This window comes from Corallococcus sp. RDP092CA, assembly GCF_041903675.1.
Classification (GTDB): Bacteria; Myxococcota; Myxococcia; order Myxococcales; family Myxococcaceae; genus Corallococcus.
In genome coordinates this window covers 103506-126046 of sequence record NZ_JAYESI010000009.1, presented here as the reverse complement: position 1 = coordinate 126046, position 22541 = coordinate 103506, and the positions used below count along the sequence as shown (strand labels likewise).

The 22541-nt window shown below is 72.6% G+C and carries 23 protein-coding genes; 14 read left to right on the top strand and 9 right to left on the bottom strand.

The annotated features are described in order from the left end of the window. Nucleotide 1 precedes the first annotated feature (1 nt). A complete protein-coding gene (locus U8525_RS12755) occupies nucleotides 2-964 on the bottom strand; it encodes a TIGR01777 family oxidoreductase (protein ID WP_374265219.1) in 963 nt (320 codons plus the stop codon). Between the two features lie 287 nt (nucleotides 965-1251). On the opposite strand from U8525_RS12755, the gene U8525_RS12750 reads away from it, so the two are divergent. Further along, nucleotides 1252-2073 carry an endonuclease gene (locus tag U8525_RS12750; protein ID WP_374265217.1) on the top strand — a complete coding sequence of 274 codons (822 nt, stop codon included), beginning with the start codon at nucleotides 1252-1254 and terminating at the stop codon, nucleotides 2071-2073. 10 nt (nucleotides 2074-2083) lie between these two features. Beyond that, nucleotides 2084-2734, top strand: coding sequence for a hypothetical protein (locus U8525_RS12745; protein ID WP_374265215.1), 651 nt, complete (start codon nucleotides 2084-2086; stop codon nucleotides 2732-2734). A 6-nt stretch (nucleotides 2735-2740) separates the two neighbouring features. Here U8525_RS12745 and U8525_RS12740 read toward each other — a convergent pair whose 3' ends face one another. From U8525_RS12740 to U8525_RS12710, 7 genes are all read right to left on the bottom strand, one after another. Further along, entirely contained in the window at nucleotides 2741-3349 is a 609-nt protein-coding gene (locus tag U8525_RS12740) for a hypothetical protein (RefSeq protein ID WP_374265213.1), read from the bottom strand. Beyond that, complete coding sequence (locus U8525_RS12735) at nucleotides 3346-4368, bottom strand: hypothetical protein (RefSeq protein WP_374265211.1); 1023 nt, start codon at nucleotides 4366-4368, stop codon at nucleotides 3346-3348. Before U8525_RS12735 ends, U8525_RS12740 begins: the two co-directional genes overlap by 4 nt. Before the next feature lie 6 nt (nucleotides 4369-4374). Then, nucleotides 4375-4803 (bottom strand): DUF2089 domain-containing protein, encoded by a 429-nt coding sequence (locus U8525_RS12730; RefSeq protein WP_374265209.1) that lies wholly within the window; start codon nucleotides 4801-4803, stop codon nucleotides 4375-4377. A 41-nt stretch (nucleotides 4804-4844) separates the two neighbouring features. Further along, nucleotides 4845-5585 (bottom strand): YqjF family protein, encoded by a 741-nt coding sequence (locus tag U8525_RS12725; protein ID WP_374265207.1) that lies wholly within the window; start codon nucleotides 5583-5585, stop codon nucleotides 4845-4847. Nucleotides 5586-5756: 171 nt separating this feature from the next. After that, nucleotides 5757-6866 carry an acyltransferase family protein gene (locus U8525_RS12720; RefSeq protein WP_374265422.1) on the bottom strand — a complete coding sequence of 370 codons (1110 nt, stop codon included), beginning with the start codon at nucleotides 6864-6866 and terminating at the stop codon, nucleotides 5757-5759. A gap of 1660 nt (nucleotides 6867-8526) precedes the next feature. Next, nucleotides 8527-10347 carry a fatty acyl-AMP ligase gene (locus U8525_RS12715; RefSeq protein WP_374265205.1) on the bottom strand — a complete coding sequence of 607 codons (1821 nt, stop codon included), beginning with the start codon at nucleotides 10345-10347 and terminating at the stop codon, nucleotides 8527-8529. Between the two features lie 7 nt (nucleotides 10348-10354). Beyond that, nucleotides 10355-10975, bottom strand: a complete 621-nt coding sequence (locus tag U8525_RS12710) for an outer membrane beta-barrel protein (RefSeq protein WP_374265203.1) — start codon at nucleotides 10973-10975, stop codon at nucleotides 10355-10357. A 249-nt stretch (nucleotides 10976-11224) separates the two neighbouring features. On the opposite strand from U8525_RS12710, the gene U8525_RS12705 reads away from it, so the two are divergent. Next, nucleotides 11225-11488 carry a hypothetical protein gene (locus U8525_RS12705; RefSeq protein WP_374265201.1) on the top strand — a complete coding sequence of 88 codons (264 nt, stop codon included), beginning with the start codon at nucleotides 11225-11227 and terminating at the stop codon, nucleotides 11486-11488. Nucleotides 11489-11597: 109 nt separating this feature from the next. Next, a complete protein-coding gene (locus U8525_RS12700; protein WP_374265199.1) occupies nucleotides 11598-12083 on the top strand; it encodes a hypothetical protein in 486 nt (161 codons plus the stop codon). A gap of 11 nt (nucleotides 12084-12094) precedes the next feature. Here U8525_RS12700 and U8525_RS12695 read toward each other — a convergent pair whose 3' ends face one another. Further along, nucleotides 12095-12553: a YaiI/YqxD family protein gene (locus U8525_RS12695; protein WP_374265198.1), complete on the bottom strand. Its 459-nt coding sequence runs from the start codon at nucleotides 12551-12553 to the stop codon at nucleotides 12095-12097. A gap of 78 nt (nucleotides 12554-12631) precedes the next feature. On the opposite strand from U8525_RS12695, the gene U8525_RS12690 reads away from it, so the two are divergent. The 10 genes from U8525_RS12690 (at nucleotide 12632) to U8525_RS12645 (ending at nucleotide 22471) form a co-directional block, all read left to right on the top strand. Further along, a complete protein-coding gene (locus U8525_RS12690) occupies nucleotides 12632-14011 on the top strand; it encodes a hypothetical protein (RefSeq protein ID WP_374265196.1) in 1380 nt (459 codons plus the stop codon). A 126-nt stretch (nucleotides 14012-14137) separates the two neighbouring features. Further along, nucleotides 14138-14509 carry a hypothetical protein gene (locus U8525_RS12685; RefSeq protein ID WP_374265194.1) on the top strand — a complete coding sequence of 124 codons (372 nt, stop codon included), beginning with the start codon at nucleotides 14138-14140 and terminating at the stop codon, nucleotides 14507-14509. A 31-nt stretch (nucleotides 14510-14540) separates the two neighbouring features. Further along, nucleotides 14541-15530 (top strand): metallophosphoesterase, encoded by a 990-nt coding sequence (locus U8525_RS12680; RefSeq protein WP_374265192.1) that lies wholly within the window; start codon nucleotides 14541-14543, stop codon nucleotides 15528-15530. Nucleotides 15531-15667: 137 nt separating this feature from the next. After that, nucleotides 15668-15814 carry a hypothetical protein gene (locus U8525_RS12675; RefSeq protein WP_374265190.1) on the top strand — a complete coding sequence of 49 codons (147 nt, stop codon included), beginning with the start codon at nucleotides 15668-15670 and terminating at the stop codon, nucleotides 15812-15814. Nucleotides 15815-15951: 137 nt separating this feature from the next. Next, entirely contained in the window at nucleotides 15952-17937 is a 1986-nt protein-coding gene (locus U8525_RS12670; RefSeq protein ID WP_374265188.1) for a TonB-dependent receptor plug domain-containing protein, read from the top strand. A 35-nt stretch (nucleotides 17938-17972) separates the two neighbouring features. Beyond that, nucleotides 17973-18632 carry an HmuY family protein gene (locus U8525_RS12665; protein ID WP_374265186.1) on the top strand — a complete coding sequence of 220 codons (660 nt, stop codon included), beginning with the start codon at nucleotides 17973-17975 and terminating at the stop codon, nucleotides 18630-18632. Further along, on the top strand, nucleotides 18632-19714 hold the full coding sequence (locus U8525_RS12660; RefSeq protein WP_374265420.1) for a hemin-degrading factor: 1083 nt from the start codon (nucleotides 18632-18634) through the stop codon (nucleotides 19712-19714). Before U8525_RS12665 ends, U8525_RS12660 begins: the two co-directional genes overlap by 1 nt. Continuing rightward, nucleotides 19711-20589 carry a hemin ABC transporter substrate-binding protein gene (locus U8525_RS12655; protein WP_374265184.1) on the top strand — a complete coding sequence of 293 codons (879 nt, stop codon included), beginning with the start codon at nucleotides 19711-19713 and terminating at the stop codon, nucleotides 20587-20589. The genes U8525_RS12660 and U8525_RS12655 overlap by 4 nt, the downstream gene beginning before the upstream one ends. After that, a complete protein-coding gene (locus tag U8525_RS12650) occupies nucleotides 20586-21671 on the top strand; it encodes a FecCD family ABC transporter permease (protein WP_374265182.1) in 1086 nt (361 codons plus the stop codon). The genes U8525_RS12655 and U8525_RS12650 overlap by 4 nt, the downstream gene beginning before the upstream one ends. Next, complete coding sequence (locus tag U8525_RS12645; protein WP_374265180.1) at nucleotides 21668-22471, top strand: heme ABC transporter ATP-binding protein; 804 nt, start codon at nucleotides 21668-21670, stop codon at nucleotides 22469-22471. Before U8525_RS12650 ends, U8525_RS12645 begins: the two co-directional genes overlap by 4 nt. The last annotated feature ends 70 nt before the right edge of the window (nucleotides 22472-22541 follow it).

Below are 22541 nucleotides of genomic sequence, written 5' to 3'. Positions count from 1 at the left end.
GTCAGCTCCGGACGGGGCCGCTCCCCGCGCGCCAGCGCCCGACGAGGTCCTTCGCGGCGGTCCCCCAGTCGGGGTACTCGAAGGAGAAGCCCGCGTCCAGCAGGCGCCCGGGCACCACGCGGCGGCTCTTGAGGAGCAGCTCCGTGTCCGTGCGCATGAAGAACGCGCCGACCTCCAGCATCCACTTCATCGCCGGCAGGCCCACGCTCACGTGCGCCGCTTCGCGCAGCCTCGCCATCAGCTCGCGCTGGGGCAGGGGATTCGGCGAGGCCAGGTTCACCGGCCCGCTCAGGTCGTCGCGCTCAATCAGCCACTGCACCGCGCGCACGAAGTCCCGGTCGTGGATCCACGACACGTACTGCTTCCCGCTGCCCGCGGGGCCGCCCAGCCCGCGGCGCGTCAGGCCCAGGAGCACGTCGAAGATGCCCCCCCTGTCCGGGCTCATCACCATCGCGGTGCGCAGCGCCACCTTGCGCGTGTGGGGCGTGTCGGCCTCCGCCAGCGTGCGCTCCCACGCCTGCGCGATGTCGATGCTGCGCTTCCAGTACGCGGGCACGCCCGGCTCGGCGCCGCCCATGAGCCCGGTGGCCTCGTCGTTGGGGGCGTCCAGCCGGTGCGCGTACAGCGTCGCGGTGCTCATCTGCAGCCACACGCGCGGCGGCTTCGCGGCCTGCTGGATGGCCTGTCCCACCACCCGCGTGGAGTCCACCCGCGAGTCCAGCATCTGGCGCAGGTTCTCCTCCGTGTAGCGGCAGTTCACGCTGCGCCCCGCCAGGTTGATGACCGCGTCCGCGCCGTCCACCTCCTTCGCCCAATCCCCCAGGGTGCGCCCGTCCCAGGCCACCGTGCGTGCCTCGCCCCGGCCTCCCCGGCCGAGGAGGACCACCTCGTCCCCCCGCGCGGCGAGCGCCCGCGCCAGCAGCGCGCCCACCTGTCCCGTGCCACCCGGAATCACGACCTTCATGGGAGCTGCCCCCTCCTTTTGTGCGACGGGCCCGACCCCCGGAGGCATAGCGCGCCCCCCAGCCGCGCCGCCCGGCGCCGGAATCCAGGCCCCCCGGCCGCCCTGGTGCCGGCGATGAGCCCCGCTTTCCCCGGCCCCGGGGCCCGAGGGTGGGGCATTTCCCGGGCTCTCCCGGAGCGGATGGGGGAAACCAACCGGCGCGGAGGGAAAATGCGACGCGGCACGCAACCCGGGCCGCGTCCGGACGAAAATGGGTCATCCCCCACCTCGAATCCCGAGGGTCCGCCATGTTCATCTCGTCCCGCCCGCTCTCCGCGACCCGCCCCTCGACGAACCCCGCGTCGGCCCCGGCTTCCACGGCCCGTGTCACCCCGAAGGCGTTCTCCTCGGTCTCCACGTTCGAGGCCGGTCCGTCGGCGAAGAAGGCCCCGACGACGCCGGTGCCCGCGCCGCAGGTCCCGGTGGAGGACGTGCCGCCGTCCCAGCCGGATCCGCGCTACGACGGGCTGAAGGACCAGGCGCTGATCAACGCCCTGCATGACGCGGTCAGCAAGCACAAGGACCTGGGCTACAACCAGGCGCGGAAGATCATCTTCACGGCCCTGGACAACCACGACGGCGTCGTCAAGTGCGTCTACACGGGCAAGGAAGTGACGACGAACAAGATTCCCAACAGCAACGTGATGAACACCGAGCACACCTGGCCCCAGTCCAAGGGCGCCACGGGCGCGGCGAAGGCGGACCTGCACCACCTGTTCCCCACGGACAGCAAGGCCAACTCGGTCCGGGGCAACTACCCCTTCGGCACGGTGAAGAACGTGAAGTGGGAGGAGAACGGCGCCAAGTTCGGCACCGACGAGAAGGGCCGCACCGTCTTCGAGCCGCCCGACGAGCACAAGGGCAACGTGGCGCGCGCGCTGTTCTACTTCTCCACCGTCTACAACAAGCACATCCCCGCGGACGACGAGGCCGTGCTCAAGCAGTGGAACCAGTTGGACAAGGTGGACGCGGCGGAGATCGCCCGCAACGACGCCATCGAGACCTACCAGCAGAACCGCAACCCCTTCGTGGACGACGCGTCGCTGGCCGATCGCATCGCGGACTTCTAGAGTCCGGGGTATGTCCCGTCCGCTCGCGCCCTTGTGGGCGCTCGTCCCTGGCCGCGCTGGCGTCCCCCTGATGAAGGTGGGGGGCATGCCCGAGGCGCCGGGACCCCTGGAGTGGCCCGCCTGCGCGATGTGCGGCGGGCCGCTGCGCTTCCTCTTCCAGCTGCCGCACGTCGAAGGCCAGCTGGACCTGGCGCCGCACGCGTCGGTCCACGTCTTCCAGTGCGAGAACCCCGACACCGTCTGCTTCCGCTGGGACCCGGAGGAGGGCGCCAACGCGGCCGTGCCGGTGAAGGCGGGCCCTCCGTCCGTGAGCGCGCCGCCCGGGCCGGTGAAGCCGTACGCGGAGTGGACGCTCGGCTTCGAGCCCGCCACCGAGGACACCGAGGCCCTGTCGGTGGACGTCAACGAGGCCACCGAGGAGCAGCTCGCCGCGCTGGACCGGGCGCAGGAGGAGGCCCCGGAGAGCAAGGTGGGCGGCGTGCCCGGGTGGCTCAACGGCGAGGCCGCGCCGGAGTGCTGTGACGCGCCCATGCGCTTCGTCGCGCAGCTGGCCGCGATGCCGTTCGGCCTGGACTTCGGGGACAACGGCCGGGGCTACCTCTTCCGCTGCACCCGAGAGGACTGCGTGCGCCCCTTCCGCTTCCTCACCCAGGGCGTCTGAGCGGCGTCAGGACAAGGTCGGGTCCTTCGGGTGCTTCGCCATCATCGTGGTGGAGTCCTCCAGCCACTGGATGCAGAACTCCGCGTTCGCGGAGATGCCCTGGGCCACGGAGGAGAGGAACGCCGGTGGCACCCAGGCGATGAGGTAGTCGTTCATCTGGGGGGCGGACTCGGGGTCTTCGCGAAACATGCCGACCCAGGCGTCCCAGGGCGGCACGCTGTCCACGTTGAAGTAGCCCTGGGTCCACATCTCCGCCACGCCGTCGGTGGTGCTGTCATCCGGGAAATACACGAGCAGCCGCCCCCCTTGAAGCAGGCCCCCTTCGCGAGGGGGCAGCGGCCGTGGCGGCCCGCCTCGCAGGGCGTCGTGCCGGCTGTGGATGACCCGCTTCATCATCGCGAAGCGGTCCGCATCCACCATCACCTGGGGCTGGAAGGCGGGCGAGCGCAGGCACGTCGCCGGCGCATCCAGGGTGGCCCTGGGCGCGCACCAGTGAATGGTCTCCTCGAGCACCTCGAAGCGGGTGTCCCGCTCCCACGCGCCTTGGGGCAGGTCGTACAGCATGCGCGAGGGGCCGGGCTCACGGCTTCCCGGTGGGCGGGGAATGAGCCTCATCGCTGCATCGCCTTGAGCAGCTTCTGCGCGTCCTCGGCGCTGAGCTTGCCGGCCTCCACCAGGTCGAGCACGCGGCGCATCTCCTCGTCGGGGATGCCCCGGGGCTGCGGCGGCGGGGGCGGCTGGGGCCGGTGATGCCGGGCGCCCGGATGACCCGCCCAGGGCGGCGCGCCCCAGGAGCTCGCCCACGCGTGGGCCCACTGGTTCGCGTGGCGCTCCGCGCGGCGCTGCCAGCGCTCCGCCTGACGCTGCCAGCGCATGGAGTCCTCCTCCCAGCCCTCCATGTCCTCGCCGCGTGAACGGCCCGACTCGCGGATGCGCACCGAGCCCAGCTCCGTCTCCAGGAGGAGCGTCGTGGCCGCCTGCGGGTTGGATGGGTAGCGCGTCTGCGCCGAGCCCAGCGACGTATGGGCCGAGATGTTCACGTCCAGCCCGGGGACGAGGCGCAGCTCCACCGCGCCCACCTGCGTCCCGATGCGGTGCTCGCCCACGTCCAGCGCGTCCACGTCCAGCTTCACCGCGCCCGCGGCGGCGTGGACGTGGAACGTGCCGCCCACGCGCTCGCCGATGATGCGGCCCGCGCCCGTGCGCAGGGTCAGCTTGCCGTGCACGTCGCGCAGGCTCGCCGTGCCCGCGTCGGTGGACAGCTCCAACTGGCAGTCCTTCAGGCCCGCGATGCGAACGGCGCCCGCGTCCAGCAGGAGCTTCGCGCGCACGTCGGGCGGCACGAACAGCTCCGCCTGTCCGCCCTGGCGCCAGAACAGCGACAGGAAGCCCGCCTCGCGCGGCACCAGCTCCACGTTCGTCACCCGGCCGTGCTCCTGGATGCGCGCCTCCACCCGGCCGTGCGTCACCAGGTAGGGCTTCTCCCCCTCGGGGAGCGGAGACACGACGAGCGTGGCCGCGGAGGCGTGCAGCACCAGCTCCGCGTGCTGGCCCCAGGGAATCGCGTGGCGCTGGGTGCCGTCGCGCGAGGGCGACGAGGCGTCGGAGGACGGCGTGGCTTCAGGATCCATCATTGGGGGTTACTCCCGTGCCTTCTTGAGACGTTGGGCGGCCTCGTCCGCGTCGATGAGCCCGGCCGCGAGGTCATCGAGAATCTGTGCCCGGCGCGGTGCGCCGCGCTCCCGGGCTGGAGCTGGCGGAGGCGGGGCGGGAGGCGGCGGGACTCCGGGCGCCTGACCCAGGGCCTCCACCACGTCGTCCAGCCGCGCCACCACCGTCGGATAGGAGAGGCCCAGCGCCTGCTCCACGTCCTTGATCTTCCCCCGGCAGGTCATGAACACGCGCACGAACGCGAGCTGCTCCGGCGACAGCTGCTGCACCCAGCCCGTCGTGAAGCGCCCCTCCACCGCGGACGCGCACCCGTCACAGCGCACCCGTTCGATGACGGTGCCGCCTCCACAGACGGGGCAGCGGGTGGGCAGGGGCCAGGTGGACTTGGAGGTCGTCATGGGGTTCAGAAAATCAATTTCGAGTTTGAGAATATTTATTTCTACGGACTTGGCAAGGGCGGGAGTTCATTTCCAGGAAGGACGGCCACTTCCGAGCCGGTGGCCACGAAGGCGGAGTGGGGCGTGCCCCGGAGGCACTCGGAGAAGGCGGGGCCGTAGAAGCGGGCCACGTCGCAGTCGAAGGCGGTCTCCTGGGCGCGCCAGACGGTCCAGCGCGGGTGCTCCACGCGGTACTCGGCGCAGCCGCCGTCGCGCTGGGCGGTGTAGCCCCAGTAGTGCTCGGTGATGAATTCCTCCTGGGAGCCGGGGGCGCTCTCGGCCGGTGTGCCGAGCGTCCGGGCCGACAATTGGTGCCAGCGGCCGTGGGCCTTCCAGGCGTACTCGACGTGGCCGGGCGCGCCGGTGTCCGCGCCGTCCATGTGCACGGCGTGGCGCATGGGGAGCGCGACGTAGGGCTCGTTGTAGAGGACGCGCGCCACGGTGGCGATGGCGAGCCGGGGGACGATTTCGCGCACGAAGACCACGCCGCGCCGCCAGCCGTCGGGGCCCTGGCGCCGCACGTAGAAGCGCAGGTTCACTTCGTCGAAGTCCCGGTGGAACGGCACCGCGAGTCCGCGCACGCGCGTGTCGAGGAACCGGAAGCCGACCATGCTCGCGAACGTGCGGCCCTGCCACGCGTCGAGCTCCGTGCCACGGGGGACGAGGGGCCGCAGCACCGCCGGATCCACCTCGTAGTTGAGCATCAGCAGGTACCGCCACGTCGCCGTCAGGAAGGGGCGCATGCGTGAGGTCTAACCCGCTTCAGCGAAGTCCCGTAGGTCGGTCCACCTGGAGGGGCCATCTGCCCCCCGCTGACGGCGGCTTCCCGAATTGTCTGGAGGGGGCGCGCCCGCGACGCCCGGGCCCGGGGCCCCCCGGGCTCAGCTCCTGTCGCGCAGGAGCGCGGGGCGTCCTCAAGGGACGGCGGGCTGGGGCCGAGGCTTCCGGGAGGCGAGCCCGCGCTCCAGCCGCTCCCGCAACCTCAACATGGGGCGCTCCACGCCGTGGTGCAGCGCGAGCGAGGCGAGCAGCACCGCCACGGCGCCGCCCAGCACCGTGACGGCGTGGAACGCGTCCATGCCATGGGGGGCGAGTGCGTCCCGGACTCCGTGCTGCACGGCCTTGTGCGTGAGGTAGACGGTGAAGCTCAGGACCGCGAAGGTCTTCACCCCAGGAATGCGGGCGCAGACGCGGGAGGCCGTGGGGCCCGCCAGGGCCATCAACAGCGCCGCGAAGCCCAGCGCGGCCAGGGGGAAGGACAGCAGGACATAGGGGAGGTCGCGGAAGTGTTCCTCGTTGATGAAGAGCACGCCGCCCAGACACGCGAGGCCCAGGGCCGCCAGTCCCCGAGCATGGCCACCGCGCGTCCAGCGCTCCCAGGCCGCGGGCCGGAACACGCGCAGGGCGGCGAGCAGCACGCCGCACGTCAGCCCGTCGAGCCGCGCGTACGTCGGGTAGTAGAGCAGCATGTCGAAGTCGCGCCACCCCGGCTCGGTCGGGCCGAGCGTGGAGAAGTACCGCAGCCACAGCCCGCCGCGCAGGAGCATGCCCCCGAGCATCACGCCGCCCGCGAGCGCGAGGAGTGACGGCGCGCGGAGGCGTCCGCGCAGCGCGAGCACGGTGAGCGGCAGCACCAGGTAGAAGTGCTCCTCCACGCACAGCGACCACGCGTGGGAGAAGCCATTGATGCGCAGGCCGAAGTTCTGCGTGAAGGTGAGGAAGCGCCACGCGGGCGTCTCCAGGGGCCGCTCGCTCCAGGCGGGCACGAAGAGGTACAGGCCCAGCACGACGAGGAAGGACGGCAGGATGCGCAGCGCGCGCCGCAGGTAGAAGCGCCGGAGCGACGGCGTCTCACCGCGCGACACCGGCTCCAGCAACTGCGAGCCGATGAGGAAGCCGCTGAGCACGAAGAACAGCTCCACGCCCGTCCAGCCGAAGTTGGCGAACGTCTGGTAGGCCTCGTGCCCTTCGGGGCGGGGGTAGTGGTAGACGACGACGACGAGGATCGCCAGGCACCGGAGCAGATCCAGGCCGGCCAGGTGGCGCGGTTCGGTGGCGTTCAGCGGAGTCAGCTTTCAGCGTGGGGAGGCGCCCGATGCTAGCAGGGGGAGTCCGGGCCGCCAGGGATGTGCGACGCAGCTCCATTCCGCAGTTCCATTCCAGGGACCGGGAACCCCGTGAACACAGGAGCACCGTGAGCACCTCGGGTCAGAAGCACAAACCACGGTCGCGCGCAGCCGATGCGCCCTGCGGGCCCAACGTCCAAGCACCAGGCTGGCGTCCAAGCACCAGGTTCCAGGAACAACGGTCTCTCCACAGGGCTGAAAAGACGGGCCCCACGGGGGTCGCCCCGGCGGCGGCGCATCGCACAAACCTGTCCGACAGTCGGACAGGTTTCGAGAACCACGGCTGAACGAGAACCCCCTCTGCGCCCGGGCAGCGGAAAAACCTGTCCGACAGTCGGACCGAGATGGAGGGGCACTGTTGTCGGCGAGCTTCGTGCGCCTCTGCCGCGAAGACCTGTCCGACAACCAGCTTGGTCATGAGGACCACGGTCGATGGGGACGGCCCGTTCGCCCTGGACCGTGGGAACCTGTCGGACAGTCCGAAGTCGGATCGGTTTCGACAACCACGGCAAGGGCTGCCTCACCTCGCGGGCAGCGGAAGTCCTGTCCGACAATCAGACCGCTGCTGAGAACCACGGCTGATGGGGGCCGCCCGTTCGCCGCAGACCGTGGAAACCTGTCCGACAATCGGACCGGTTGGGAGAACCACGGCTGATGGGGGCCGCCCGTCCGCCCCGGATCGTGGAAACCTGTCCGACAATCGGACCGGTTGGGAGAACCACGGCTGATGGGGTTCGCCCATTCGCCCCGGACCGCAGAAGCCTGTCTGACAATCGAACTGGTTTGGGGAACCACGGCCGATGAGGTCTGCCCAGTTGCTCCGGACCGTAGAAGCCTGCCCGGCAATCGGACCGGTTTGGAGAACCACCGCCGATATGGGGTTCGCCCGTGTGCCCTGGACCGCAGAAACCTGTCCGACAATTGGACCGGCCTTGAGGAGCACGGCCGCTGGGGACGGCCCGCCCGCTCCGAACTGCGGAACCTGTCCGACAATCGGACCGGTTGGGAGAATCACGGCTGGGGCCCCTTGGCCTGAGTTGTGGAGCCTGTCCGACTGTCGGACAGATTTGGAGAGCTCCGGCTGCGGGCCGCAGCCTCGCCTGGAGCGCAGAGACCTGTCGGGCAATCGGACAGCTCTGGATGGCGACGGCTGGTGGGGCGCGGCCTCGCTGCTCGGGCGGCGGAAAGCTTGTCGGACAGTCGGGCCGGTTTCGGGAACTGGGGCAGGTGGGCTCGGCTGCTCCGTCCGGGCAGCGTGGAGACCTGTCGGACAGTCGGGTCGGTTTCGGCGAACCTCGGTCGGGGGGCTGGGCCGGAGCCGTGGAGCCTGTCGGACAGTTGGACCGGTTTCGGTAAACCTCGGTCGGGGGTGCCCTTGGGCCGGGGCCGTGGAGCCTGTCCGACTGTCGGACCGGTTTTGGCAAACCGCGCCCGGCGGTGGCGCGCCCTTTGGTGGCCTGCGGGATGGACATCTGACTCCGCGCTTCAGACGGTGTGCGGGATGCCATGGCGCGTTCGGTGCTTGTTCCGGCCCAGTCCGCGTTTCCCGTTCCTCGGATCAGGGCGGCTGGGCATCCAGGTCCTCCCCCCATGTGCCCAGACGTGACGGGACTCGTGCCAAGACTCGGAACTCTGGCGCTGAGCGCCCGCCGGAGAGGTCCTCGCCGGTCGTCGCGTTCGTGCACCAGGCGTGCAGCTCGCGCAGGGCGCCGGTGAGAAATGCCTCCCGCGTGGCCCTCCGTTGCACCTTGCCGCTGGAGGTCTTGGGCAGACTTCCGGGCTCGATGAGCACCACCGCGCGCGGCCGCACCTCGTGCACCGATGCCAGCCGACCCCGAATGGCCCCCAACACGGGAGACACTTCGCCGTCCCACCTGCGCGGATCCACCTCCTGCACCACGACGAGGTGCTCCTCTCCTTCCACCTCGACGCCGAAGGCCGCGCCGCAGCCGGGCCTGAGCGCGGGGTGGCTTCCCTCCATCACCGCCTCCAGGTCCTGCGGATACAGGTTCCGGCCACGCACGATGATCAGATCCTTCTCGCGCCCCGTGACGTACAGCTCTCCCGCGTCCAGGAAGCCCAGGTCCCCGGTTCGCAGATAGGGGCCGTCTCCCTGGTGGGTCCTCGCCTGGAACACCCGCGCGGACTCCGCCTCGCGCCGCCAGTAGCCCTGCGCCACGCTCGGCCCCTTCACCCAGACCTCGCCCACCTCGCCTGGCGGGAGCACCTGGCCAGTGTCCGGCGCCACGATGCGCAGGGATTGATCCGGGAGCGTCGCGCCGCTGCCCACCAGCGTCCGGGCCGCGCCCGCGGGCGCCCTGGCGAAGCCCGCCTCCAGCGCGGAGGCGTCCACGTCGCGCAGCACGGGCTCGGCCCCCTTCGCGCCGCCGGTGACGATGAGCGTCCCTTCCGCCAGGCCATAGCAGGGATAGAAGGCCTCGCGCCGGAAGCCATGCGGCCCGAAGGCCTCCGTGAAGCGCGCCAGCGTGTCCGGGCGGATGGGCTCCGCGCCGCAGAACGCCACCTCCCAATGACTCAGGTCCAGGCCCTCGCGCTCCGCGGGCGGGATGCGCCGCACGCAGAGGTCGAACGCGAAGTTGGGCCCGCCGCTGATGGTGCCGCCGAAGCGGGTGAGCGCCTCCAGCCAGGCTCGGGGCCGCCTGAGGAACGACAGCGGAGACATCAGCGCCGTGTGGAACCCCTGCGCCAGCGGCACCAGCACGCCGCCAATGAGCCCCATGTCGTGATAGGGCGGCAGCCAGATGACGCCCACGCTGTCGTCGCGGGTCTGGAAGGCGCGGCAGATGGCCCCCAGGTTGTGCATCAGGTTGCCGTGGCTGAGCATCACGCCCCGAGGCGCCCCGGTGCTGCCGGAGGTGTACTGGAGGAAGGCCAGCGAAGCGGCCGTCACGTCCGGCCGCCTCCACGCCGCCGCGTCGCCCGCCCCCAACGCGTCTGTCGCCACCCACTTCAAGGCGCGCAGCTCCGGCGCGTCCGTGAAGAGGACCTCCGCCATGGAGAGGATGAGGGACGTGGTGAGCACCACCGTGGCCCCGGAGTCCGCGATGAGCGCGCGCAGGCGGGGCAGGGTGCGCTCCAGCCTCGAGGGATCCGGCGGATACGCCGGCACCGCCACCAGCCCCGAGCACACGCAGCCGAAGAAGCCTCGGAGGTAGTCCGCGCCAGGGGGATAGAGCAGGACCGCGCGCTCGCCCGGCGCGGCGAGCGGCTGGAGCGCGGCGGCGATGCGGTGCGCGCTCGAGGCCAGCTCGCTCCGGGTGAGCGTCACCTCCGCGTCTTCCTCCAGGAAGGTGTAGAGGCGCGGCTCCGCGGAGCGGCTGCCGCGTTCGTCGAGAAGGTCAATCAGCGTGGCGGACATGCGCACCTCAATAGCTGCCCCCAATCATCAGCAGGCCTGAGTAGCGGCCATCCCCCGCGCCGATGTCCTGCGTGGGCGCGAAGTCCTGCCCGAAGAGGAAGCTGTAGCTGCCGCGGACCTCGGCGGTGAGCTGGGGGTTGAGCTTGAAGCGCACGCCCGCGCCCACCGGCGCGTAGCCCCCCGTGTCGTCGAAGAACCGGAAGAAGTTGCCCTCCCGCACCGAGTAGCGCTCGACGCCGATGCCCCCGAGCACGTAGGGCTGGATCCGCGAGGACGTGAGGCCCACCGTGAGCGCCGCCTGCCCGCCATTGCGCACGATGTCCGGGGTGCCGAAGGACGAGGAGTGGTCCGCGACGGACAGGCCGCTCACGCCGCCGCTGTAGCCCAGCTCCACGCCCAGGTAGTCATTGGCGCGGTAGCCCACGACGACGCCATACGAGGGCCCCGGATCGATGTTGGGCGCGAGCTTGCCCGTGTAGCCCTCCACGCCCAGCCCCAGGAGGAAGTAGGGGCCCTTCCACTCCACCCGGCCCCACCGCGTGGGCGCGTCCGGCGGTGGGTCCTGGGCCCTGGCGGCGCCACCCGTCAAGCCCGCCAGGCAGAGCCCCAGCGCGATGCCTCGCCTCATGACTGCCTCCTCCATGTGTCTCGTGCGCAGCCAGAAGGTGACCCCCGGGGGAGGGGCGGACAACGAACGGACAGGCGGTGCCCCGGAGGCCCACGGTGCCCCGGGGGACGGGGCGGGCGGCACGCGGAGCCGGGCCCCTGCTGCCTCCCCGCCCATCCCCTGTGAAGCCCCCAGCGCGGCTTCCACCTTGAGCCGTACCCGGATGCCCTCGACACCTCCCCTCGGCTCCGGGACCAGGAGCACACCGCCATGAACGACGCCGCCCACCCCCAACTCGCGCAGGGGCCGGAGCGCCCGCTGCCCACGGCGTACTGGTTCGTGGGCATCACGCCGCGAGCGGCCTGGGAGGCGGCGCCGGGCGCGACGCCCCAGGAGAAGGTGAGGCACCTGCCGGGGCCGCACTCCGGCCGTTACGCCCCGGACCGGGCGGGCTCGCTGCGCGCCGGGTGCGAGCCGCTCACCGTGGCGGCGCTGGCCTGCCTGCCCGGGGGCGGTGGGGACGGGGACCCTTGACGGGCCCCGGCCTGGAGCGGGGCCGCTGGCCCGGCTGGCCCCCGTCGCTTGCTCCCGACGGAAGTGCCTCCACTTTGGAGGGTGGACGACACTGCTGGAGGACACGCCGATGAAGCTCCCGCTCCTGGCCTCGCTGACCGCGCTCCTGTGGGGCGGCTGCGCCACACAGACCGCGTCCCTGCCCCAGGAGTCCCCGACCGAGGCGTTCGCCAGCGACGAGATGTCCTGGGACTCGGAGGAGTCCCCGCGCACGCAGGAGATGCTGCGCGAGCACGGCGTGAACTTCTACGGGGACGTGGGCGCCGAGGCCCAGGCCTCCGCCGAGGCCACCGGCGGCACCGGCATCCCGCGGTCCTCGAAGCCGGAGGACTTCCAGTGCGTGGACATCCAGGAGCTGGGGACGGGCGGCTCGGGCAGCATCGACATGCGTGACGTGGACCCCCTGGCCCCGGAGCCCGCGCCGTCGGAGTACGTGGGCTCGCGGCTGGACATCATCCCGCCGGCCTGGCACCGGAACAAAGGCATCGGCGTCAGCCCCGTGGCCCCGTCCACCGGCACGCCCCCCGCGGAGGGCAGCGGCGGCGCGGGCCATTAGGCCTCCCCGCTTCAGCCCTGCGGCTTCACCAGCCGGGTCAGCTCCCGGTCCAGCGTGGCCGCGAAGCGCTGGCGGTCCTGGGGTGAGAAGCCGCTGGGGCCGCCGGTGTTCACGCCGCCGTCGCGCAGCTCCTGCATGAAGTTCCGCAGGGACAGCCGCTCGTCGATGTTCTCCGGCGTGAAGAGCTCCCCGCGCGGATCCATCACCACCACGCCCTTGGGGACGAGCAGCGCGGCCAGCGGGATGTCCTGCGTGACGGCCAGGTCGCCGGGCTCCGCGGAGGCGGCGATGTGCCGGTCCGCCGCGTCCTGCCCCGCGCCCACCTGCACGGTGGAGATGTACGCCAGGCGCGGCAGCGCCAGGCGCTTGTTCGCCACGAAGATGGCCGGCACCTTCACGCGCTGCACCGCGCGCAGCAGGATGTCCCGCACGGGCCCCGGACAGGCATCGGCATCGACCCAGATTCGCATGGGGCCATCCTCGCTGATTTCCGCCCGGAGGGACGCGGGGCCTCGCGTGGGACATGCCGATTCGTTAGAAGCGGCCCCGTGCCCCCCGCACCCACCTTGCCCCGCCGCGACTTCGCGGCCTCGCCGCTCGCGCTCTGGCTGATGTGCCTGGGCTTGTTCGCGGTCTACACCGGCAGCAAGGTGCAGATGCAGATGGACTCGCTGTGGTCCATCCCCTCCGCGGCCAGCATCCTCCATGAAGGGAACGCGGACCTGGACGAGTACGCCCCGACCTTCTCCGAGGCGACCGACTATGCGCGAACCGACTTCGGGGGCCACACGTACTACGTGTACCCGCCCGGGGTGATGGTCTCCGCCATCCCGTTCCTGGCGCTGGCGGAGGGCCTGTTCTCCCTGGGCCGGCCGCTGCTCGAGCACCTGGGCGCTCCCGGGGCACGGGCGCTGGCGTGGCTGGCGCTGTTCCAGAGCACCGGCAAGGTGGACCTGGGCGCGTTCCACCGCACCGAACAGCTCATCGCCTCGGTCTACGTGTGCGCCGCCGCGGCCGTGCTGCTCATCGCGCTGCGGAGGCAGGTGTCCGCCCGCGCCGCGCTCGTCACCGTCCTGCTCTTCGCGCTGGGGACGACGGCGTACTCCACCGCCAGCCGCGTGCTCTGGCAGCACAGCCCCGGGCTGCTGGCCATCGCCTGCGGCGTGCTGCTGCTGGCGCGGCCCACGCAGACCGCGCGCACCGCGCTCCTCGCGGGGCTCACCGTCGCGCTCGCCTACGTGTGCCGGCCCACGCACTCCATCACCGTGGTCGTCTTCACCGCGTACTTCGCCCTGCGCTTCCGCCGGCTGCTCCCCGCGTACTTCGCGGGCGCGGCGCTCGTGGCGGCGCCGTTCTGCGGGTACAACCTCCACATCTACGGGTCGCTCCTGTCGCCGTACTTCCGGAACTCGCTGGACATCGCGGGGCCGCGCTTCCTCATGGCGCTGGCCGGGAACCTCGTGAGCCCGTCGCGGGGGCTGCTCATCTACTCGCCGTTCCTGGCGCTGGCTGGCGTGGGGTTCGTCCAGCGGTGGCGCCGCCGGGAGCTCGCGCCCTACGAGAAGGCCTTCGCCACCATCGTGCTCCTGCACTGGGTGGCCATCTCCGCGTTCCCCATCTGGTGGGCGGGGCACTCCGTGGGGCCGCGCTTCTTCACGGACGTGCTGCCCTACCTCGCGTTCTTCCTCGCGTTCCCCGTGCAGCTCGCGGTGGACGCGCCCCGCCGGCATCGCGCCCTGTCGGGAGTGCTCGCCGTGACGGCCGTGTTCAGCATCCTCTTCCACTGGCGCGCCTCCATCACCTACGACGTGCACCTGTGGAACTCCGTCCCGGTGAACGTGGACCGCGCGCCGGAGCGCGCCTGGGACTGGAGGGATCCGCAGCTCCTGCGCGCCCTCCCGGCCCGCTTCCGGGGCCATCCCCCGTAGGGCGGGGGCTCCGCCGCCTGCCTGCCTTCCAGCAAGCGCCCCTCTCCGGGCCGCCGAGGGTCTTGGCGCGCGCCTGGGACGCCTCCAGCTTTGCGCCGGACCTTTCCCTTCCAAGGAGGCGGTGTCATGGCGAAGGCGGTGCGCAGCAAGCTGCCGCGCGCGCTGGGCTGGTTCAGCGTGGGCCTGGGCGTCACGGAGTTGCTGGGGGCGTGGAGCCTGCTCCGGTTCTTCGGCATCTCGCGCGGGGACAGGTGGGTGCGGGCCTATGGCGCCCGGGAGCTCGCCGCGGGCGTGGCCCTGCTGGGCCCCGCGAAGAAGCGCCCGTGGCTGTGGGCGCGCGTGGCCGGTGACGCGCTGGACCTCGCGACGATGGGCAGGGGCCTGCGGGAGCCGGGCGCGCGCAGGGGCCGCCTGCTCGCCGCCACCGGCGCCGTCGCGGGCATCACGCTGCTGGACCTCTACGCCGCCGCGAGCGCGCAGGCCGGGGACGTGCGCTAGGCTTCCGCCCTCTTCCGAAGGGAGGAAGCCCATGCGTCCCGTTCTCCTGTCCCTGCTGCTCCTGCCCGCGCTCGCGGGCGCCGCCGCCCCGAAGTCGCAGGAGCCCTTCGTCTTCCAGGGCGTGGAGCGCGTCGTCGCCGTCGCGGACGTGCACGGGGACGTGGAGGCGCTGAAGGAGGTCCTCCGGCTGGCGGGCCTCATCGACGCGAAGGACCACTGGGTTGGCGGCAAGGCGCACCTGGTGCAGACCGGGGACATCCCCGACCGGGGCGACCACACCCGCGCCGCCTTCGAGCTGCTCATGCGCCTGGAGACCGAGGCGCGCAAGGCCGGCGGCCGCGTGCACCCGCTCCTGGGCAACCACGAGCTGATGAACATGCGCGGAGACCTGCGCTACGTCACGCCCGGCGAGCTCGCCTCCTTCACGGACCCAGCCTCCCCCCCCGATGCTCCCGGCGAGCCCCCGGGGCTCCACGGCCACGCCGCCGCCTACGCCGCGGACGGGCGCTACGGGAAGTGGCTGCGCTCGCATCCCGCCGTCATCCGCATCAACGACACGCTCTTCATGCACGGCGGCCTGTCGCCTGCCGTTCCGGGCACCACGCTGGAAGAGGTGAACCGCTGGGTGTGGCAGGACCTGACGCCGGGGCAGCCGCCGGGCGGCGGCGTGGACCCGCAGGGCCCGGTGTGGTTCCGGGGCTACGCCATCGACGACGAGGCGAGGTGGGACGCGGGCCTCACGCAGGTGCTGGCGCGCTTCGGCGCCCGCCGCATGGTGATGGGCCACACCCCGTCAAAGGACGGCCGGCTCTCCCTCCGCTTCGGCGGCCGCGTCATCGTCATCGACACGGGCCTCAGCACCCACTACGGCCGCCACCTGGCCGCGCTGGAGCTCCGCGGCGACCGCCTCACCGCGCTCTACCCGGAGGGGCGGGTGCCACTGCTCCCCACACCGAAGGCCGCCACGCCCACCCCGCGCCCCGAGGCGAAGGCGGGCGCGCAGGAGAGGGTCCTCCCCTGAACACCCGTCCGGGCTTGTTCACTGGAAGTCTTTTGACTTTGATAGTCAGTATCAATATCGTCCGGTCCCATCGAACGCAGGGAGCCGCGATGCACGAGGGATGCGGGCCACAGGGAAGTGCCGGGGAGCTGCGCTGCATGTGCGGCAGCCTGCTGGCGCGACTGGTGCCGGGCGGCGTGGAGCTGAAGTGCCGCCGGTGCCACCGGACGCAGGTGGTGCCGCTGGAGTCCGGCCCGTCGTCGGAGCCCCGGCGCGGAGGCGCTCCCCGGGGTGAGGGCGGCTGAAACACTTGGAAGGAACGGGCTTCCCGGCAGGGGGGCCCGCGGCAGTGTGTTTCCTGAGGCCCGAGGCCCTTGAGCCCAGCGCCCGACAGGCTTCCCGAGAACGGAAGCCCCCGGCTTTCGTGCCGGGAGGACGTGGGATGTCCGGGCGTTGGTGGCTGTGCGCGCTTCTATGGGGTGCCCTGTCCGGCGTGGCCCGGGCGGAGGACGTGCCGTCCGTGGACGGAGGCGTGGAAGAGGCCGCGCCCCCGACGCCGGAGCCGGTGGTGGAGTCCCGGCTCCCGGTGGACGAGCCGCCCGCGCTCCAGACGGTGGTGACGGGCTCGCGCACGCAGGAGCGGCTGCGCGAGACGCCGGTGGCCACGGAGGTCATCACCCGCTCGGAGATTGTCGCCAGCGGGGCGCGCGACGCCTCGGAGCTGCTGTCCACGCGCCCGGGCCTCGTCGTGCAGCAGGGCTTCGCGGGCGCGGGGCTGTCCGTCCAGGGCCTGGCGCCGGAGTACGTGCTGGTGCTGGTGGACGGCGAGCGCGTCACCGGCAAGGTGGACGGCAACATCGACCTGTCGCGCCTGTCGCTGGAGGACATCGAGCAGGTCGAGATCGTGAAGGGCCCCTCGTCCGTGCTCTACGGCAGCGACGCGGTGGCGGGCGTGGTGAACTTCATCACCCGCCGCGCGCAGCGCACCCTGGGCGCGGACCTGCGCGCCGCCTACGGGACGCTCCACCGCCTGGACCTGGACGCCACCGGCGAGACGCGCGGCGACGCGTGGGGCCTGCGCGTGAGCGCCGGGCTCCAGCGGCACTCGGCCTATGACCTGGACGTCTCGGACATCGGCACCACGGGCAGCAGCCTGAATGGCTATGACGTGTCCGCGCGCGGCGACTGGCGCGGACAGGGCGCCATGTCCCTGGAGGGCACCGCGTCCTTCTCCCACCGCATCCAGCGCGGCGTGGACCTGGGCGCTGCGGGCGCGGTGTTCGACCGCGCGAGCCGCGACAACAGCTTCGCCTCGCGCCTGTCTCCGTCCTGGCGCCTGGGCGACGCGGCGACGCTGCGCACGGACGTGTCCTACGGGCACTTCGAGCGGCGCTACCTGCGCGACCAGCGCAACGCCTCCGCGCTGGACACCGTGGAGGACACGCGCGACCAGCAGGCCCGCGTGGGCGCGCAGGTGGACGCGCGGCCCGGCGGCGGCCACGCGCTGGTGGCGGGCACCGAGTACCTGGGCGAGTGGCTGCGCTCGGACCGGCTGGAGGGCGGCAGCGGGCGGCGCGGGCGCGGCTCCGTGTACGCGCAGGACAGCTGGACGCTGGCGGAGAAGCCCGGGCTGGTGCTGGTGCCGGGCGGGCGGCTGGACGTGGACTCGCAGTTCGGGCTCGCGGCCACGCCGCGCGTGGCGCTGAAGGTGGATCCGCGCTCGTGGCTCACCGTGCGCGGCAGCTACGGCTGGGGCTACCGCGCGCCCAGCTTCCAGGACCTGCTCATCGACTTCGAGAACCCCTCCGTGGGCTACACCGTGCGCGGCAACCCGGACCTGAAGCCGGAGCGCTCGCGCAGCTTCAGCGTCAACGTGGAGGCGCGGGCCACCGGCGACACCACGGTGTGGGCGGGCGCGTTCCAGCACTCGCTGCGCGACATGATCGCCGCGTCGCTCCAGTCCGAGGGCGACTTCCTGCGCTACTCGTACATCAACATCGCCCGGGCGCGCGTGCGCGGCGGCGAGCTGGGCGTGCGCCAGTCGCTGCCCGGCCGCATCCAGGTGGAGCTGGGCTACACGCTCACCGACGGCACAGACCAGGAGCTGGACCGCGAGCTGGAAGGCCAGGCGCGGCACCGGCTCACCGCGCAGGCCACGTGGCGCCACCGCCAGTGGGGCCTGGAGGCCAACGTGCGCGGCGCGCTCACCGGCGAGCGCCCCTTCTATCCCGATACCAACGGAGACGGTGTGGCGGATTCCTACCGTGCCAGCCCCACCGTCTCCCTGGACGCCCGAGTCGCCTGGCTCATGCCAGCGGGCGGGCTCCAGCTTTTCGTTGTGGGCAGCAACCTCACCAACGCGGGCAATCCGACGGACCTGCCCATTCCGCCCCGCACCCTCCAGGCCGGCGTCTCCACCCGGTTCTGACTTCTCACCCTGCATCCGTATCCGAAGGAGTCCGCATGTCCTCCCATCCCTTCCGTCCCGGCTTCCTGGGCCGCGCCTGCGCGGCGCTGCTCCTCGCGGGCCTGGGCACCGCGTGCGGTGACGACCTCCAGCCCACGCCGGGGCCCGGCGAGGAAGAAGACCCCGCCATCACCCCGCAGGACGGCCAGCACCTGACCCACAAGGACAACGGCGACGGCTCGTTCACCTCCGTCGTCGACGCGACCGACGCGGCGGCCTGGGTGGGCGTGGACCTGGACACGGGCAAGGAGGCGAACGCGGCGGATGACGCGCTCTGGGACCTGGCCTTCCAGCGCTTCACGGTGAAGTCGCGCGGCGGCGTCAGCGGCACGGGCGGCGTGCAGGTGGCCATCGTGCCGGACACGGCGTTCACGGCGCTCACCCAGGCGCCCGCGTCCGGCTACCTGTCGGACGCGGAGGACGGCCCGGACACCGGCGACGCCGTGGACACCGTCTTCAACACGGGGGATGGCTGGTACGTCTACGACCTGCCGACCCACACGCTCACGCCGCGCCCGCAGCTCTACGTCGTGCGCTCGGACTCCGGGTCGTACTTCAAGGTGGAGATCCAGTCCTACTACGACGCCGCCGGCACGCCCGCGAAGCTGAAGCTGCTCTGGGCGAAGGTGGCCGCGCCGGCCGGGGGGCAGCCGTGATGGGCCGCGCGGAGGAGGTGGGCAGCCCGCTCACCGCGCTGCGGGAGCGCTGGCGGGCCCTGAAGGAGTCCGAGCCGCGCATGCGCATCCGCGACGCGGCGGACAAGCTGGGCGTGAGCGAGGCGGAGCTGCTCGCCACCGGGCTGAGCGGCGAGCTGGTGCGGCTGGAGCCGCGCTTCGACGTGCTGCTGCCCCGGCTGGAGTCGCTGGGCCGGGTGATGGCGCTCACGCGCAACGCGTCCGCTGTGCACGAGAAGAAGGGCGTGTACCACAAGGTGGAGCTGCACGGCTCCCGGGCGCTGGTGCTGGACGAGGACATCGACCTGCGGCTGTTCCTGTCGCGCTGGTGCTTCCTCTTCGCGCTGCGCGAGGACCTCTCCGGGCAGGTGCGCCGCAGCTTCCAGGTCTTCGACGCCGCCGGCACGGCGGTGCACAAGATCTACCTCCAGGACGACGCGAACGTCGCCGCCTTCGAGGGGCTGGTGCGCGAGCTCCAGCACGAGGACCAGCGCCACGTGCTGGACGTGGTGCCGGCGTCCCCTCCCGCCGGGCCCCGCCCGGACGCGGAGATTGACGCCCTGGGCCTCAAGGCCGGCTGGCGCGCGCTCCAGGACACGCATGAGTTCTTCGCGCTGCTCGGCAAGTTCAAGGTCGCGCGCACGCAGGCGCTGCGGCTCGCGGGGACGGAGTTCGCCAGGCCCGTGGCGCCGGACTCGCTGGGCTGGACGCTGGAGCGCGCCGCGGCCACGGAGCTGCCCATCATGGTGTTCGTGGGCAACCCCGGGGCCATCCAGATCCACACCGGCCCGGTGCGCACGGTGCGGCCCATGGGCCCGTGGATGAACGTGATGGACCCGGGCTTCAACCTGCACGTCCGCGCGGACCACGTCCACACGGCGTGGGTGGTGCGCAAGCCCACGCGCGACGGCGACGTCACCTCGCTGGAGCTGTTCGACCAGGCGGGGGAGAACATCGCGCTCCTGTTCGGCAAGCGGAAGCCGGGCGAGCTGGAGTCCCCCGCGTGGCGGGCGCTGATGGAGGAGCTGGTCCGCACGCTGCCCGCCGTGGAGGTGGCGTCATGAGGCGCGCGGCCTCGAAGTGGGGCCTCCTCGCGGCCCTGCTGGCGGTGGCGGCGCACGCGGCGCCTCCCACGCCGAAGCCCGCGCCCAGGCTCATCACCATCGGGCCGGCCATCACGCAGACGGTGTTCGCGCTGGGCGCGGGCGACCGGGTGGTGGGCGTGGATGACTCCAGCGCGGCGCTGCCGGAGGCGTCGAAGGTGCGCACGGTGGGCTACCAGCGCGCGCTGTCGGCCGAGGGCGTGCTGTCCCTGGGCGCGGGAGTGCTGCTGGGGTCGGCGGAGGCCGGGCCCCCGCCGGTGCTGGAGCAGCTCAAGCAGGCGGGCATGACGGTGGAGACGTACTCCAACGAGCCCACGGTGGAGGGCGCTCGCGCGCGCATCCAGGGCATCGCGGAGCGGCTGGGCACGCCGGAGCAGGGCAAGGCGCTGGTGGCGAAGCTGGACGCGGACCTGAAGAAGGCGGCGGACCGCGCGGCCCGGGTGAAGGGCTCGAAGCCGCCGCGCATCCTGGCCATCTACGCGCGCGGCGCGGGCACGCTGATGGTGGCGGGCTCGGGCACGGTGGCGGACACGCTCATCCGCCTGACGGGCGCGGTGAACGCGGCGGACGCGATGCCGGGCTACAAGCCGCTGGGCGCGGAGGCCGTGGTGGCGGCGGCGCCCGAGTACGTGCTGCTGCCCGCGAGCTCCGTGTCGGCGGTGGGCGGCGCGGAGGGCCTGGCGAAGCTGCCCGGCCTGTCGCAGGTGAAGGGCTGGAAGCTCGTCACGGTGGAGGACGTGGACTTCATGGGCCTGGGGCCCGGCCTGGGCAAGGCGGTGGCCCACGTGCAGGACGCGGTGGCCCCGGTGGCCGCGGAGAAGGGCGGCGTCAAATGAGCGCGTCGGAGGCCATGCCCGTGCCCGCCACGCGTCCGGTGCCCTCGCGGGTGCCGGGCGCGGGGCCCTGGGTGACGTTGGGGCTGCTGCTGGCGCTGATGGTCCTGGCGTCGCTGGCGGTGGGCTCGATGACGGTGCCCCCGTCCGCCATCCTCGGGAGTCTCTGGGAGGCGGCGGGGCTGGGCGAGGCCTCCCACCGGCTGGACGCCATGCAGCGCGCGGTGCTGCTCACCATCCGCCTGCCGCGCGTGCTGATGGCGGTGATGGTGGGCGGGGTGCTGGCCACCACGGGCGCCGCGCTCCAGGCCCTCTTCCGCAACCCGCTGGTGGAGCCCGGCCTCTTGGGCACGTCCAGCGGGGCGGCGCTGGGCGCGGTGCTGGCCATCGTGCTGGACGCGGCGCTGTCCGCGCACGCGGGCCCCCTGCGGATGCTGGTGGTGCCGGGCGCGGCCTTCCTGGGCGCGCTGGGGGCGACGCTGCTCGCGCTGCGGCTGGGCACGGGCGGCGGGCGCACGGACACGCCGCGCGTGCTGCTGGCGGGCGTGGCGGTGAGCGCGGGCGCGTTCGCGGGCATGGGCCTGCTCACGCACGCCGCCACGGACGCGCAGCTGCGCACCATCACCTTCTGGAGCCTGGGCAGCCTGGGCGGCGCGTCGTGGGAGGCGGTGGGCGCCGCGGCGCTGCCGCTGCTCGTGACGGTGGGGCTGCTGCTGAGCGAGGCGCGGGCGCTCAACCTGATGCTCCTGGGCGAGCGCGAGGCGTGGCACCTGGGCGTGGACGTGGAGCGGCTCAAGCGCAAGCTCATCCTCGCCGCCGCGCTGGGCGTGGGGGCGGCGGTGGCCTTCTGCGGGATGATTGGCTTCGTGGGCCTGCTGGTGCCGGCGCTGCTGCGCATCGCGCTCGGGCCGGACCACCGGAGGCTGCTGGTCGCGTCCGCGCTGTCGGGGGCCTCGCTGCTCCTCGCGTCGGACCTGCTCGCGCGCACGCTGGCCTCTCCCTCGGAGCTGCCGGTGGGCGCGCTCACGTCGGTGCTGGGCGTGCCCGCCTTCATCGCGCTGCTCTCGCGCAAGGGGGCGGCATGAGCCTGGAGGCGCGCGGCATCGAGGTCTGGCGCGGGCGTGGCCGCGTGGCCGGTCCGCTGTCGCTGGAGGTCCATCCCGGCGAGGTGCTCGCCGTGGTGGGGCCCAACGGCGCGGGCAAGTCGTCCCTGCTCGCGGCGCTGTCGGGCGAGCTGCGCTGCAAGACAGGGGACGTGTACCTGGAGGGCCGGGCGCTGCACCAGTGGCCCTACGTGGAGCGCGCGCAGCGGCTGGGCGTGCTGCCGCAGGAGTCCTCCCTGGGCTTCGGCTTCACCGCGCTGGAGGTGGCGCTCCTGGGCCGCAGCCCGCATGCGCGGCGAGGCGGCGACGCGTCCGACCTGGACATCGCCCGCGCGGCGCTGGACGCCACGGACACGCAGCACCTGGCCTCGCGCTCGTACACCACGCTCTCTGGAGGCGAGCGGCAACGCGTGCAGCTGGCCCGCGTGCTGGCCCAGCTGTGGACGCCGCCCGCGCACGGCCACCGCTACCTGCTCCTGGACGAGCCGACGGCGAGCCTGGACCTGTCCCACCAGCACCTGGTGCTGGAGCGCGCCCGCGCCTTCGCGCGGGACGGCGGCGCGGTGCTCGCGGTGTTGCACGACCTGAACCTGGCCGCGCGGTACGCGGACCGCGTCACGGTGCTGGACCGGGGCCTGTGCGTGGAGACGGGCACGCCGTCCGGGGTGCTGACGCCCGGCCTCATCGCGGACACCTTCGGGTTGCAGGTGGAGGTGGTGGCGCGGCCGGACCTGCCGGGGCCGCTGGTGATTCCCCTGGGCCGCGCACCCGCGCAGCCCTGACGCACGGTGTCTCCTCCCGCGAGGAGGGTGTCCACGCGCGAGAATGCCCCTCCAAGGCCACGCGTCGGAC

Coding starts and splice junctions, on each gene's coding strand:
- U8525_RS12755 (WP_374265219.1), bottom strand. CDS start 964: ATGAAGGTCGTGATTCCGGGTGGCACGGGACAGGTGGGCGCGCTGCTG.
- U8525_RS12750 (WP_374265217.1), top strand. CDS start 1,252: ATGTTCATCTCGTCCCGCCCGCTCTCCGCGACCCGCCCCTCGACGAAC.
- U8525_RS12745 (WP_374265215.1), top strand. CDS start 2,084: ATGTCCCGTCCGCTCGCGCCCTTGTGGGCGCTCGTCCCTGGCCGCGCT.
- U8525_RS12740 (WP_374265213.1), bottom strand. CDS start 3,349: ATGAGGCTCATTCCCCGCCCACCGGGAAGCCGTGAGCCCGGCCCCTCG.
- U8525_RS12735 (WP_374265211.1), bottom strand. CDS start 4,368: ATGATGGATCCTGAAGCCACGCCGTCCTCCGACGCCTCGTCGCCCTCG.
- U8525_RS12730 (WP_374265209.1), bottom strand. CDS start 4,803: ATGACGACCTCCAAGTCCACCTGGCCCCTGCCCACCCGCTGCCCCGTC.
- U8525_RS12725 (WP_374265207.1), bottom strand. CDS start 5,585: ATGCGCCCCTTCCTGACGGCGACGTGGCGGTACCTGCTGATGCTCAAC.
- U8525_RS12715 (WP_374265205.1), bottom strand. CDS start 10,347: ATGTCCGCCACGCTGATTGACCTTCTCGACGAACGCGGCAGCCGCTCC.
- U8525_RS12710 (WP_374265203.1), bottom strand. CDS start 10,975: ATGAGGCGAGGCATCGCGCTGGGGCTCTGCCTGGCGGGCTTGACGGGT.
- U8525_RS12705 (WP_374265201.1), top strand. CDS start 11,225: ATGAACGACGCCGCCCACCCCCAACTCGCGCAGGGGCCGGAGCGCCCG.
- U8525_RS12700 (WP_374265199.1), top strand. CDS start 11,598: ATGAAGCTCCCGCTCCTGGCCTCGCTGACCGCGCTCCTGTGGGGCGGC.
- U8525_RS12695 (WP_374265198.1), bottom strand. CDS start 12,553: ATGCGAATCTGGGTCGATGCCGATGCCTGTCCGGGGCCCGTGCGGGAC.
- U8525_RS12685 (WP_374265194.1), top strand. CDS start 14,138: ATGGCGAAGGCGGTGCGCAGCAAGCTGCCGCGCGCGCTGGGCTGGTTC.
- U8525_RS12680 (WP_374265192.1), top strand. CDS start 14,541: ATGCGTCCCGTTCTCCTGTCCCTGCTGCTCCTGCCCGCGCTCGCGGGC.
- U8525_RS12675 (WP_374265190.1), top strand. CDS start 15,668: ATGTGCGGCAGCCTGCTGGCGCGACTGGTGCCGGGCGGCGTGGAGCTG.
- U8525_RS12670 (WP_374265188.1), top strand. CDS start 15,952: ATGTCCGGGCGTTGGTGGCTGTGCGCGCTTCTATGGGGTGCCCTGTCC.
- U8525_RS12665 (WP_374265186.1), top strand. CDS start 17,973: ATGTCCTCCCATCCCTTCCGTCCCGGCTTCCTGGGCCGCGCCTGCGCG.
- U8525_RS12660 (WP_374265420.1), top strand. CDS start 18,632: ATGGGCCGCGCGGAGGAGGTGGGCAGCCCGCTCACCGCGCTGCGGGAG.
- U8525_RS12655 (WP_374265184.1), top strand. CDS start 19,711: ATGAGGCGCGCGGCCTCGAAGTGGGGCCTCCTCGCGGCCCTGCTGGCG.
- U8525_RS12650 (WP_374265182.1), top strand. CDS start 20,586: ATGAGCGCGTCGGAGGCCATGCCCGTGCCCGCCACGCGTCCGGTGCCC.
- U8525_RS12645 (WP_374265180.1), top strand. CDS start 21,668: ATGAGCCTGGAGGCGCGCGGCATCGAGGTCTGGCGCGGGCGTGGCCGC.